This is a genomic window from Mycobacterium europaeum (assembly GCF_034555895.2).
Classification (GTDB): domain Bacteria; phylum Actinomycetota; class Actinomycetes; order Mycobacteriales; family Mycobacteriaceae; genus Mycobacterium; species Mycobacterium europaeum.
In genome coordinates this window covers 3,516,141-3,528,652 of record NZ_CP157315.1, presented here as the reverse complement: position 1 = coordinate 3,528,652, position 12,512 = coordinate 3,516,141, and the positions used below count along the sequence as shown (strand labels likewise).

At 72.8% G+C, this 12,512-nt stretch carries 10 protein-coding genes; 6 read left to right on the top strand and 4 right to left on the bottom strand.

The annotated features are described in order from the left end of the window. The first annotated feature begins 126 nt into the window (after positions 1-126). Positions 127-396 (top strand): DUF3107 domain-containing protein, encoded by a 270-nt coding sequence (locus U8D42_RS16075; RefSeq protein WP_085241763.1) that lies wholly within the window; start codon positions 127-129, stop codon positions 394-396. Here U8D42_RS16075 and U8D42_RS16070 read toward each other — a convergent pair. Continuing rightward, the gene (locus U8D42_RS16070) at positions 383-1,069 is read right to left on the bottom strand and encodes a TetR/AcrR family transcriptional regulator (protein ID WP_322859690.1); all 687 of its coding nucleotides are present in this window, start codon (positions 1,067-1,069) and stop codon (positions 383-385) included. The two genes, U8D42_RS16075 and U8D42_RS16070, sit on opposite strands and share 14 nt — an antisense overlap. Before the next feature lie 201 nt (positions 1,070-1,270). Between U8D42_RS16070 and U8D42_RS16065 the strand changes: the two genes are divergently transcribed. The 3 genes from U8D42_RS16065 (at position 1,271) to U8D42_RS16055 (ending at position 4,612) form a co-directional block, all read left to right on the top strand. Then, a complete protein-coding gene (locus U8D42_RS16065) occupies positions 1,271-2,305 on the top strand; it encodes a DUF3152 domain-containing protein (RefSeq protein WP_244275371.1) in 1,035 nt (344 codons plus the stop codon). Between the two features lie 90 nt (positions 2,306-2,395). Next, positions 2,396-3,583 (top strand): adenylyltransferase/sulfurtransferase MoeZ, encoded by a 1,188-nt coding sequence (gene moeZ / locus U8D42_RS16060; protein WP_085241616.1) that lies wholly within the window; start codon positions 2,396-2,398, stop codon positions 3,581-3,583. 174 nt (positions 3,584-3,757) lie between these two features. Continuing rightward, a complete protein-coding gene (locus U8D42_RS16055; protein WP_085241615.1) occupies positions 3,758-4,612 on the top strand; it encodes a TIGR02569 family protein in 855 nt (284 codons plus the stop codon). Here the strand turns inward: U8D42_RS16055 and U8D42_RS16050 are convergent. Genes U8D42_RS16050 through U8D42_RS16040 form a run of 3 tightly spaced genes read right to left on the bottom strand, consistent with a single transcriptional unit; the run spans position 4,609 to position 5,937 of the window. Continuing rightward, positions 4,609-4,911 (bottom strand): MGMT family protein, encoded by a 303-nt coding sequence (locus U8D42_RS16050; protein WP_322859691.1) that lies wholly within the window; start codon positions 4,909-4,911, stop codon positions 4,609-4,611. The two genes, U8D42_RS16055 and U8D42_RS16050, sit on opposite strands and share 4 nt — an antisense overlap. A 2-nt stretch (positions 4,912-4,913) precedes the next feature. Next, a complete protein-coding gene (locus tag U8D42_RS16045) occupies positions 4,914-5,699 on the bottom strand; it encodes an alpha/beta fold hydrolase (RefSeq protein ID WP_322859692.1) in 786 nt (261 codons plus the stop codon). Positions 5,700-5,733: 34 nt separating this feature from the next. Next, the gene (locus U8D42_RS16040) at positions 5,734-5,937 is read right to left on the bottom strand and encodes a hypothetical protein (RefSeq protein ID WP_085241612.1); all 204 of its coding nucleotides are present in this window, start codon (positions 5,935-5,937) and stop codon (positions 5,734-5,736) included. A gap of 110 nt (positions 5,938-6,047) precedes the next feature. Between U8D42_RS16040 and U8D42_RS16035 the strand changes: the two genes are divergently transcribed. Both U8D42_RS16035 and U8D42_RS16030 read left to right on the top strand, forming a co-directional pair. Next, complete coding sequence (locus U8D42_RS16035; RefSeq protein ID WP_322859693.1) at positions 6,048-9,194, top strand: ATP-dependent helicase; 3,147 nt, start codon at positions 6,048-6,050, stop codon at positions 9,192-9,194. Then, complete coding sequence (locus U8D42_RS16030; RefSeq protein ID WP_431523880.1) at positions 9,161-12,469, top strand: ATP-dependent helicase; 3,309 nt, start codon at positions 9,161-9,163, stop codon at positions 12,467-12,469. Before U8D42_RS16035 ends, U8D42_RS16030 begins: the two co-directional genes overlap by 34 nt. Positions 12,470-12,512 lie beyond the last annotated feature (43 nt).

Below are 12,512 nucleotides of genomic sequence, written 5' to 3'. Positions count from 1 at the left end.
CTCGCGACCGGGGTTTCGCTCGCCGCGAACCGCGCGGCGGGGACCGTCGGGGGTGCGGCCCCGCCCCCGTCCACTAGCCTGCTGCTGACAGGTCTGTCGACTTCAATACCAACGGAAGGGGTGACCGTGGAGGTCAAGATCGGTATTACGGACAGTCCGCGCGAACTGATGCTCTCCAGCGCGCAGACGCCGGCCGAAGTCGAAGAGCTGGTCAGCGCCGCGCTGAGCGAGGGACCGGGGCTGCTGAGGCTGAACGACGAGCGGGGGCGCCGCTTCCTCGTGCACACCAGCAAGATCGCCTACGTCGAGATCGGACCCGCTGATGCGCGCCGGGTCGGCTTCGGTATCGGCGCCGAAGTCGGCAAACTCACCGGGAAGGGCGCTAAAGGCGAGTAAGCGGCACGTGTGACAGCCCGCCCCAGGCGAACTGGACGGTGCCCTCGACGGCGTCCGCCTTGGAGATCGGGCGGTCGGAGTCCAGCCAGTAGCGGGCACAGTCGACGCTGATGCCGACCAGTCCCACCGCGATCATCCGGGCGCGGTGCGGGTCCAGGCCCGAGTCCGCGCTGATCAACGCGAACACCGCGTCGATGCACGATTCGGTGGCGACCCGCACCTGCGCGGCCACCTCGGGTTCGGTGACGTAGTCGTTCTCGAAGATCAGCCGGTAACCCTGGCTGTCGTGCTCGATGAAGTCGAAGAACGCCTGGACCGCCGCGTGCAACCGCCGGCGGTTGTCGGTGGTGGTGCTCAGCGCCTGCTGCACCCCCGAGACGAGGTTCTCGACGTGCCGGGCCAACACGGCCAGGTAGAGCTCGAGTTTGCTCGAAAAGTGTTGATACAAAACCGGTTTGCTGACCCCGGCGCGGTCGGCGATCTCGTCCATCCCGGCGGCGTGGTAGCCGCGATCGACAAACACATCGCTGGCCACGATGAGCAGCTGGCCGCGGCGCTCGTCCCGGGGCAGCCGGTTGCCGCGCCGGTTCGAGGCCGCAATGCCGTCCCCGGGCCGACCGCGGTCGGCCGACTTGACGGCACGCCGCGCCGCGGGTTTGGCGAGTTCGCTCATCGAGTCCTCATCTGATGTGTGGGCAACCGGCCGCCGGCACCACTGGGCCGGCCGCGCGCGGATCGTTGCGACAGACATTACTACCCGTGCCATTCCCGCCGGTGTCGTCGCCGCCGTCGTCGCAGGCAGAAAGCGGTGCCGGGCGGGGCATTCGGGCGCGCCAAGGACGACCGCGCCGCGTCCCTGTGTAATCCTGGGGAAATGACGTCCCAGCCGCCTTCGCGCGGCACCGGTCGCGTTCCGGTGCTGCGGGACGAGTGGCGGGAACCGCTGCGCGCCCTGCGCGACCCGATCGCCCGCGACGCCGGACGGGCCAGGGCCGACCGGGAGCGGCCGCGGCAATGGCGCAAACAGACCTGGCTGGGGCGGTTCGTGTCCACCTACGGCTGGCGCGCGTACGCGCTGCCCGTTCTGGCGGTGGTCACCGTGATGGTGATCTACCAGACGGTGACCGGCACCAGCGCGAAAAAGGCGACGGCCAATCAGCCCATCCAGAGCCCGCAGGCGATCGGCGCGGTGGGCACGTCGATCATCGACGCGCCGCCACGCGGGCTGGCGGCGTTCGACGCCAACCTGCCGGCCGGGACGCTGCCCGACGGCGGCCCGTTCACCGAGGCGGGCGACAAGACCTGGCATGTGGTGCCCGGCACGACGCCGCAGATCGGCCAGGGCACCGTCAAGGTGTTCCGGTACACCGTCGAGGTGGAGAACGGCATCGACCCCACGATGTTCGGCGGCGACGACGCTTTCGCCCAGATGGTGGACCAGACGCTGGCCAATCCGAAGGGCTGGACCCACAACCCGCAGTTCGCGTTCATCCGGATCGACGGAACCACTGGGGGAAGCCCCGACTTCCGGATCTCCCTGGTGTCGCCGGTGACGGTCCGCGAGGGCTGCGGCTACGAGTTTCGCCTCGAGACGTCCTGCTACAACCCGTCGTTCGGCAAGGACCGGCAGCCGCGGGTCTTCATCAACGAGGCGCGCTGGGTGCGCGGGGCCGTCCCGTTCGAGGGGGACATCGGTTCGTATCGCCAGTACGTGATCAACCACGAGGTCGGCCACGCCATCGGGTACGTGCGCCATGAGCCCTGCGAGCAGCAGGGCGCTCTGGCGCCGGTGATGATGCAGCAGACGTTCTCCACGTCGAATGACGATGCCGCGCAGTTCGACCCGGACTTCGTCAAGGCCGACGGGAAGACCTGCCGATTCAACCCCTGGCCGTTCCCGATCGCCTGACCCGCGGTTGAATTCATTGCCGTGCCGTTCGGCGACTGATGTGATGGGTGTACGACGAACCGCAAATCGAGACCGAGGAGATGTTCGGGCGTGTCGACATCCCAGACCGCGCTGCCGCCTCTCGTGGAGCCGGCGACGGAGCTGACCCGCGAGGAGGTGGCCCGCTACAGCCGCCATCTGATCATTCCCGACCTGGGCGTGGACGGGCAGAAGCGGCTCAAGAACGCGCGGGTGCTGGTGATCGGCGCCGGTGGGCTGGGCGCGCCGACGCTGCTGTACCTGGCCGCGGCCGGCGTCGGCACGATCGGCATCGTCGATTTCGACGTCGTCGACGAGTCGAACCTGCAACGCCAGATCATCCACGGCGTCGCCGACGTCGGCCGGCCCAAGGCCCGGTCCGCGCGCGAGTCGATCGCCGCGATCAACCCGCTGGTCCGGGTGCGCCTGCACGAATCCCGGCTGGACTCGAGCAACGCCGTCGACCTGTTCAAGCAGTACGACCTGATCGTGGACGGCACCGACAACTTCGCCACCCGGTATCTGGTCAACGACGCCGCCGTGCTGGCCGCCAAGCCGTACGTGTGGGGGTCGATCTACCGGTTCGAGGGCCAGGTCTCGGTGTTCTGGGAGGACGCGCCCGGCGGGCGGGGCCTCAACTACCGCGACCTCTACCCGGAGCCCCCGCCCGCGGGCACGGTGCCGTCCTGCGCCGAGGGTGGCGTGCTGGGCATCGTCTGCGCCTCGATCGCGTCGGTAATGGGCACCGAGGCGATCAAACTCATCACCGGCATCGGCGAGTCCCTGCTGGGCCGGTTGATGCTCTACGACGCGCTGGAAATGTCCTACCGCACCATCGCGATCCGCAAGGATCCCGCGTCGCCGAAGATCACCGGGCTGATCGACTACGACCAGTACTGCGGCGCGGCGGCCGACGGCGCAGACTCGGCCGTCACCGGCTCCACGATCACCCCGCGGGAGCTGCGGGAGCTGCTGGACTCGGGCAGGAAGCTGGCGCTGATCGACGTTCGCGAGCCGGCCGAGTGGGAGATCAACCGCATCGACGGGGCGCAGCTGATCCCGCAGTCGTCGATCGACTCCGGTGAGGGCCTGGCAAAGCTGCCGCAGGACCGGATGCCGGTGCTGTATTGCAAGACGGGCGTGCGTTCGGCCGCGGCGCTGGTGGCGGTGCGCAGGGCCGGATTCTCCGACGCCGTGCACCTGCAGGGCGGCATCGTGGCGTGGGCGCAGCAGATGCAGCCCGACATGGTCATGTACTGAGCCGACCCGCCGCGCCCGGCTTGGCCGCGCTCGCGATCGCCGTGTGTGTGCGCGGCGACCCGCCGCGCCCGGCTTCGCCGCGCTCGCGATCGCCGTGTGTGTGCGCGGCGACCCGCCGCGCCCGGCTTCGCCGCGCTCGCGATCGCCGCAGCTGGCCTCGTTTAAGCTTCCCGTGTGAATGTCGAGCCACCGCCGGAGCATGTGCTGGCGGCGTTTGGCTTGACGGGTGTGCAGCCCGTCTATCTGGGCGCGAGCTGGGAGGGCGGCTGGCGCTGCGGCGAAGTCGTCCTGTCGCTGGTGGCTGACCACGCCCGGGCGGCCTGGTCCGCCCGGGTGCGGGAGACGCTGTTCGTCGACGGCGTTCGGCTGGCCCGCCCGGTCCGCTCGACGGACGGTCGGTACGTGGTTTCGGGATGGCGGGCGGACACTTTCGTCGCCGGAACGCCCGAGCCCCGCCATGACGAGGTGGTCTCGGCGGCGGTGCGCCTGCACGAGGCGACCGGCAAACTGGAACGCCCCCGGTTCCTGACCCAGGGGCCCACCGCGCCGTGGGGCGACGTCGACATCTTCATCGCCGCCGACCGCGCCGCGTGGGAGGAACGGCCGCTGGCCTCGGTGCCCCCGGGTGCGCGGACCGCTCCGCCGACGGCCGACGCCGAGCGGTCGGTGGAGCTGATCAACCAGCTGGCCACCTTGCGCCGACCGACCAAGAGCCCGAACCAGGTGGTGCACGGAGACCTCTACGGCACAGTGCTTTTCGTGGGCACCGCCGCCCCGGGCATCACCGACATCACCCCGTACTGGCGGCCCGCGTCGTGGGCGGCCGGTGTGGTCGTCGTCGACGCCCTGTCCTGGGGCGAGGCCGACGACGGACTCATCGAACGCTGGAACGCATTACCGGAGTGGCCGCAGATGTTGTTGCGCGCCTTGATGTTTCGGCTAGCGGTCCACGCGCTGCACCCGCGGTCGACGGCCGAGGCCTTCCCCGGCCTGGCCCGCACCGCGGCGCTGGTCCGGCTGGTGCTCTAGCGGGAAAAGCCGTAACGGACCTCGCGCAACGCGACCCTGCCGTCGGTGGCCAGAACCCCCTCGGCGCGCAGCAGCTCCAGCTGCCGGGTGGTCAGGTGACGCGCCGGCCGCCCTGAGGCGGTGATCACCCGGTGCCACGGCAAGTCCGAGGAGTCCGTCCGCATGATCCAGCCGACGATGCGCGGGCTGGAAAGCCCTGCGGCGTCGGCGATGTCGCCGTAGGTCGCGACCCTGCCAGCGGGAATCGCCGCGACCAGCGCGCGCACCCGCTCGACCTGCTCGTCGGTCACCGGCGACACGATCAGCCGGCCCCCAGCAGCCCGCGCGTCAGCTCCGCCACGTCCGCCGGCGCCGCGTAGGGCACCATGTGGTTGCAGTCGAGATCCAGCAGCCGGAAGTCCGACCCCAACCGGTCCTGCAGCCCGGCGATCAAGTGGTCGCCGACGTAGGGCGGCGAAGTCCGCTTGGCCCGCACCAGCACGGTGGCCGTCCCGGCCGGCGGGTACACGATGTCGCGGGCCAGCTCGCTCCAGTACGACATCATCGCCGGCAGGCTGACCCGCCAGCCGTACCGACCGCCCGGCAGCCCGATCAGATGCTCGTCGATCTCGGCGTCGAGCAGGGCCGGGTCGACATCCGACCAGGATCCGTGCAGCTTTTCCAGCCGCGCCTCGTCGGCGTCGGGGTAGTCGGGCGCGGACAGCATGGCGTCGGCGATCTCGCGCATCCACCCGCCGTCCAGCCCGACGGCCGGGTCGAGGAGCAGCAGCGACCCCACCAGATCGGGCCGCGCCGCGGCCAGCTGCATGGCGAGGGCGCCGCCGAAGGAATGGCCCACCACCAGGACCGGCGCCTCGGCCGTGTCGTCGAGCAGCGCGGCCATCGCCGCGACGTTGGCGTCGATGGTCCACGGCGCATCCCACGACGACCTGCCGTGGCCAATCAGATCCGGTGCGGCGAAAGCGGTTTCGGGCAACACCCCGGCCAGCAGCTGCCAGCGCTGCCCGTGACCGGTCAACCCGTGCAGCGCCAGCACCCGCACCGGACCGGGCGGTCCGTAGCGGTGCACGTGGAGATCGGCGGTCACCGGTGCACCGTCGCCACGGCCGCTCGCGGGCGGCTCAGCGTTCGTCCTCCCACTCGTCGTCGGTGGGGACGACGTAGGCCTGCTCGATCACGTCGGCCTCGTTCGCCTCGCGGTCCGCGGCGGTCACGTATTCGGTGTCCAAGCCGGCCTCGTCATCGAAGTCGACCGGCTGCAGTTGTTCGGCGGCGTCGCCTTCGGGCGCTTCGTCGCTGGGAAAGCCGCGTTCGACGTCTGTCACGACTACCTACCTTCCTCACCGTTGGTCGGGCTGTTCGCGGCCTCCAGCGTAGGGGTCGCCGCCGGTTCGGGTCGGGCCGACTTGTCAGACCCTGGTGATTGCATGCAGCCATGTCGTACACCTGGGACAGCGAGGCGCGGGCTCTGCTGCTGCCCGGCGCACGCGGGCCGGTCCGGGTGCTGGGCGGGCCCGGCACCGGCAAGAGCAGCCTGCTGATCGATGCCGCGGTCGCTCACATCGACGCCGGCCTGGACCCGCAATCGGTGCTGCTGCTTACCGGTTCCGGCCGGCTGGGGACCACGGCGCGCAGCACGTTGACGACGGCGTTGCTGCGGCCCCGCGCCACCGGCCCCTGCCGGACCGCCGTCCGGGAACCGTTGGTACGCACGGTGCACGGCTACGCGTATGCGGTTTTGCGGCGGGCCGCCGAGCGGGCCGGCGATGCGCCGCCGCGGCTGGTCACCAGCGCCGAACAGGACGCCATCATCAGGGAGTTGCTGGCCGGTGACCTCGAGGACGGCCCGCGCGGGGCCACGGCGTGGCCCGCCCACCTGCACCCCGCGCTGACCACCGCGGGCTTCGCCACCGAACTGCGAAACCTGTTGGCGCGCTGCGCCGAACGTGGCGTCGACCCGCAGGAGCTGGAGCGGCTGGGCCGTCGTCACCGGCGTCCGGAATGGACGGCCGCCGGCCGGTTCGCCCGGCAGTACGAGCAGGTGATGCTGCTACGGGCGGCGGTGGGGACGGCGGCCCCCCAGGCGACGACGCCCGCGCTGGGCGCCGCCGAGCTGGTGGGCGCCGCGTTGGAGGCCTTCGCCGTCGATCCCGACCTGCTGGCCGCCGAGCGGGCGCGGGTGCGGGTCCTGTTGGTCGACGACGCCCAGCAGCTCGACCCGCAGGCGGCGCAGCTGGTCGGGGTGCTCGCGGCCGGCGCCGACGTGGCCCTGATCGCCGGCGACCCCAACCAGGCGGTGTTCGGCTTTCGCGGCGGTGAATCCGCCGGGCTGTTGGGGGGCGATTCACCATCTGTGACGCTGACGGTCTCGCATCGCTGCGCGCCCGCGGTGGCGCGGGCCGTCAGCGGCGTCGCGGGCCGGCTGCCCGGCGGACGTGCGGGTCGACGGATCGAGGGCACCGGGGCCGAGGAGGGCTCGGTCACGGTGCGCCTGGCCGCGTCCGCGCACGCGGAGGCGGCGATGATCGCCGACGCGCTGCGGCGCGCGCACCTTGTCGAGGGCGTGCCGTGGTCGCAGATGGCGGTCATCGTCCGGTCGGTGCCGCGGGCCGGCGCCCGATTGCCGCGCGCGTTGGCCGCCGCCGGGGTGCCGGTGGCCGCGCCCGCGGCAAGCGGACCGCTGTCCGACGAGCCCGCGGCCCGGGCGCTGCTCACCGTCCTGTCGGCCACCGCCGACGGGCTCGACGGCGACCGCGCGCTCGCCCTGTTGACCGGTCCCATCGGTCGCGTCGACCCGGTATCGCTGCGGCAGCTGCGCCGGACACTGCAGCGCGCCCACCCCGATCGCGCACCGGACGACCTCGCGGACCTGCTGGTCGACGCGCTGACCGGTGACGCGCCGCCGCCGGGCCCGCAGTTTCGCCCGGTGCACCGCGTCCGCGCCGTGCTGGACGCCGCCGTGCGCTGCCATCGTGCGGGCCAAGACCCGCGCTACACCCTGTGGGCCGCCTGGCAGCGCTCCGGCCTGCAGCGGCGCTGGCTGGCGGCGGCCGACCGCGGCGGACCCGCCGGCGCGCAGGCCACCCGGGACCTGGAGGTGGTGACCGCGTTGTTCGACCTCACCGACCAATACGTGTCCCGGACGTCGGGCGCGTCGCTGCGCGGCCTCGTCGGGCACGTCTCCGCGCTGCACCTGCCGGGCGTGAACGAGGAGCCGGTCTCGGCCGTGGATCAGGTGCGGGTGCTCAGCGCGCACGCCGCCCTGGGTCACGAATGGGACCTGGTGGTGATCGCCGGGCTGCAAGAGGGGTTGTGGCCCAACACCGTTCCACGTGGCGGCGTGCTGGGCACCCAGCGGTTGCTGGACGTGCTGGACGGCGTCTCCGGGGACGTGTCGGTGCGGGCGCCGCTGCTGGCCGAGGAACGGCGGCTGCTGGTCGCGGCCCTGGGCCGCGCCCGCCGCCGAGTGCTGGTGACCGCCGTGGACAGCGACACGGGCGGAGCGGACTGCGAGGCCGCGCTCCCGTCCGCCTTCTGCGACGAACTCGCACAGTGGGCCAGCGACGGCCGAGGCGACGCCACGGCCGCGCAACCCGTCTGGGCGCCCCGGGTGCTGTCGGCCCCCGCGCTGGTGGGCCGGCTGCGCGGCGTGGTGTGCGCACCCGACGGCGCTGTCGACGACGCCGAGCGCGCTTGCGCGGCAACGCAACTGGCGCGACTGGCCCGGGCCGGGGTCCCGGGCGCCGACCCGGCCTCCTGGCACGGGCTGATCCCCGTCAGCACCAGCGAACCGCTGCGTGGCGACGACGAGGCCGTCACGTTGACCCCGTCGACCCTGCAGATGCTCGACGACTGCCCGCTGCGCTGGCTGGCCGAACGGCATGGTGGAACCAGCCCGCGTGATCTGCGCTCCACCATCGGTTCGGTGTTGCACGCCCTGGTCGCCGAGCCGCATCGGAGCGCTACCGAGCTGCTGGCCGAGCTGGACCGCGCGTGGCGGCACCTGCCGTTCGAGGCCGAGTGGCATTCGGCCAATGAGTTGGCGCGGCACCGCGCGATGATCGAGGCCTTCGTCGAGTGGCGGGCGCAGACCCGTGGCGAGCTGACCGAGGTCGGCGTCGAAGTCGAGATCGACGGAACCCTCGGCGCGTCCGAGGAGGGCGGCGGCGAGGTCCGGCTGCGCGGGCGGGTCGATCGGCTGGAGCGCGATGCCGCCGGCCGGCTGGTGATCGTCGACATCAAGACCGGCAAGACGCCGGTCAGCAAGGACGATGCCCAACAACACGCCCAGCTGGCGATGTATCAGCTGGCGGTGGCCGAGGGAATGGTGACCGGGGAGCCGACCGATTCCGAACCGGGTGGCGCGCGGCTGGTCTACCTCGGCAAGGCCGGAGCCTCGGGCGCCACCGAACGCGAGCAGGATCCGCTGACGCCGGCCGCCCGCGACGAATGGCGCCGGCTGGTCCGGCGCGCGGCCGGGGCGACCGCCGGGCCCCGGTTCGTCGCCCGGCGCAACGACGGGTGCTCGCACTGCCCGGTACGGCCCTCGTGCCCGGCCCACGCCGACGGGGCGGCGCAGTGAACGCGCGCTACAGTCCCGCCGAATTGGCTTGTGCCCTCGGTCTTTTCCCGCCCACCGACGAGCAGGCCGCGGTCATCGCGGCACCGCCCGGGCCGCTGGTCGTCATCGCGGGCGCCGGCGCCGGAAAGACCGAGACCATGGCCGCGCGGGTGGTGTGGCTGGTCGCCAACGGCTACGCCGAGCCCGGCCAGGTGCTGGGGTTGACGTTCACCCGCAAGGCCGCCGGCCAGCTGCTGCGCCGGGTCCGGTCGCGGCTGGCCCGGTTGGCCGGCGTCGGCTTGGGTGCCGGCGGCGCGGCGGCCACCGAGCCGGCGGGCGTGCCGACGGTCAGCACCTACCACGCGTTCGCGGGTTCGCTGATCCGCGACTACGGACTGTTGCTGCCCATCGAGCCCGACACCCGGCTGCTCGGCGAGACCGAGCTGTGGCAGCTGGCCTTCGACGTGGTCAGCGGGTACCGCGGCGAGCTGCGCACCGACAAGACACCCGCGGCGGTCACGTCGATGGTGCTGCGGTTGTGGGGCCAGCTCGCCGAACACCTGGTGGACACCCGGCAGCTCGGCGATACCCATGTGGAGCTCGAGCGGCTGATCCACGCCCTGCCGGCCGGCCCCTATCAGCGGGACCGCGGCCCCAGCCAGTGGCTGCTGCGGCTGTTGTCCACCCAGACCCAGCGCGCCGAGCTGGTACCGCTGCTCGACGCGCTGCACGAGCGCATGCGCGCCGCGAAGACCATGGACTTCGGCGTCCAGATGGCCTGCGCGGCCCGGTTGGCGGCGAGCTTTCCGCAGGTTGGTGAGGACCTGCGGGGCCGCTACCGGGTGGTGCTGCTCGACGAGTACCAGGACACCGGGCACGCTCAGCGAGTCGCGCTGTCGGCGTTGTTCGGCGGCGGCGCCGACGACGGGCTGGCGCTGACGGCCGTCGGCGACCCGATCCAGTCGATCTACGGCTGGCGCGGCGCCTCGGCCACCAACCTGCCGCGCTTCAGCACCGACTTCCCGCGCTCCGACGGCACTCCCGCGCCCGTTCTGGAGCTGCGGACCAGCTGGCGTAACCCGCCGCGGACCCTGCGGCTGGCCAACGCGATATCGGCGCAGGCGCGGCGCCGATCGGTCGCCGTGCACGCGCTGCGCCCGCGCCCGGACGCCCCGCCCGGCACCGTCCGCTGCGCCCTGCTCGCCGATGTGCAGGCCGAACGGGAGTGGATCGCCGACGAGGTCGCCGCGCGCTACCGGACGGCCCGGGCCGACGGCGTGAGCCCGCCCACCGCCGCGGTCCTGGTGCGCCGCAACGCCGACGCCGCCCCGATCGCCGACGCCCTGCGCGCCCGGGGAGTCCCGGTCGAGGTGGTCGGATTGGCGGGACTGCTGTCCATCCCCGAGGTCGCCGACGTCGTGGCCATGTTGCGGCTCGTCGCGGACCCGACCGCGGGGGCGGCGGCGATGCGGGTGCTCACGGGGCCGCGCTGGCGCATCGGGGGCCGGGACGTCGCCGCGCTCTGGCGGCGCGCCCGCCAACTCGCCGACGGCCCCGCCGCGGGCGGGGCGGCCGCGCCGGAATCGATCGCGAAGGCCGCGGGCGCGGACGCCGACACCCCGTGCCTGGCGGACGCCATCGCCGATCCCGGCCCGGCCGAAGCGTATTCGGCCGCGGGATACCAGCGCGTCGCCGCGCTGGCCGCCGAGCTGCGCGCCCTGCGCGGCCACCTGGGCCATTCACTGCCAGACCTGGTCGCCGAGGTGCGCCGCGCGCTGGGCGTCGACTGCGAGGTGCGCGCGGCGGCGGGCGCGAACGCGGGCTGGACCGGCACCGAACACCTCGACGCGTTCGCCGACGTCGTCGCCGGCTACGCCGAGCGGGCCGACGCCGCCGGCGCACCGGATCGTTGCGCGACCGCATCGGTGTCGGGGCTGCTGGCATTCCTCGACGTGGCGGAGTCCGTCGAGAACGGATTGCCGCCGGCCCCGTTGGTGGCCGCGCGGGACCGCGTCCAGGTGCTCACGGTGCACTCCGCCAAGGGCCTGGAGTGGCAGGTGGTGGCGGTGGCGCACCTGTCGGGCGGCGTCTTCCCGTCGAGCGCATCCAGGAGTTCCTGGCTGACCGACGCGGCCGAGCTGCCGCCGCTGCTGCGGGGCGACCGCGCATCGGAGGGCGCACTGGGCATCCCGGTACTGGACGTCTCGGACGTCACCAATCGAAAGCAGCTGTCCGACAAGATCTCCGAGCATCGTCGCCAACTCGACCAGCGGCGCGTCGACGAGGAGCGCCGGCTGTTGTATGTCGCCATCACCCGGGCCGAGGACACCCTGCTGGTGTCGGGCCACCACTGGGGTGCCACCGGGATCAAACCGCGCGGACCGTCGGATTTCCTGTGCGAGATCAAGGAGGTCATCGACCGTTCGGCCGCGGCCGGCGAGCCCTGCGGGGTGGTGGACCGGTGGGCGCCCGCACCGGCCGAAGGCGACCGGAACCCGTTGCGCGACAACACTATCGAAGCGGTCTGGCCCGCCGATCCGCTGGCCGCCCGGCGTGTCGACGTCGAGCGCGGTGCGGCGTTGGTCACCCACGCGATGTCGGCGCAGGCTGGCGGGCAGGGCGCCGACGTCGAGGGCTGGGCCGCCGACGTCGAGGCGTTGCTGGCCGAGCGCGCGCGGTTGGCGGCGCCACCCGCCGCGGTACTGCCCAGCCAGCTGTCGGTCAGCGGCCTGGTGGACCTGGCCCGAGACCCCGACGGCGCGGCGCAACGCCTCAGGCATCGGCTGCCGACCCGCCCGGACCAGCATGCCTTGCTGGGCAACGCTTTTCACGCCTGGGTCCAGCAGTTCTACGGCGCCGAGTGCCTGTTCGATCTCGCCGACCTGCCGGGTGCGGCGGACTCCGGCGTCGGCGATACCCGGGAATTGGCCGCGCTGCAGGCCGCATTCGCCGAATCGCCGTGGGCGGCGCGCACCCCGATCGCCGTCGAGGTGCCGTTCGAGATGCCGATCGGCGACACCCTGGTGCGGGGCCGCATCGACGCGGTGTTCGCCGACCCCGACGGCGGCGCCACGGTCGTGGACTGGAAGACCGGCGAACCGCCGCGCGGTCCGGAGGCCATCCGGCACGCCGCCGTCCAGCTCGCCGTCTACCGGTTGGCGTGGGCCGCGCTGTCGGGGGTCGCGGAATCGTCGGTGCGGACCGCCTTCTACTACGTGCGCGCCCGCACCACGGTCGCTCCCGACGATCTGCCCGCGCCCGCCGAACTGGCCGAGATGCTGGCCGGTCCCGGGTGACCCGCGCTGCCCGACCAGCGGGATCGCGATCATGGTTTCATTG

What these genes read in the sequence shown, in the direction of transcription:
- U8D42_RS16070 (WP_322859690.1), bottom strand. Translation starts at nt 1,069, where the DNA reads ATGAGCGAACTCGCCAAACCCGCGGCGCGGCGTGCCGTCAAGTCGGCC.
- U8D42_RS16065 (WP_244275371.1), top strand. Translation starts at nt 1,271, where the DNA reads ATGACGTCCCAGCCGCCTTCGCGCGGCACCGGTCGCGTTCCGGTGCTG.
- U8D42_RS16035 (WP_322859693.1), top strand. Translation starts at nt 6,048, where the DNA reads ATGTCGTACACCTGGGACAGCGAGGCGCGGGCTCTGCTGCTGCCCGGC.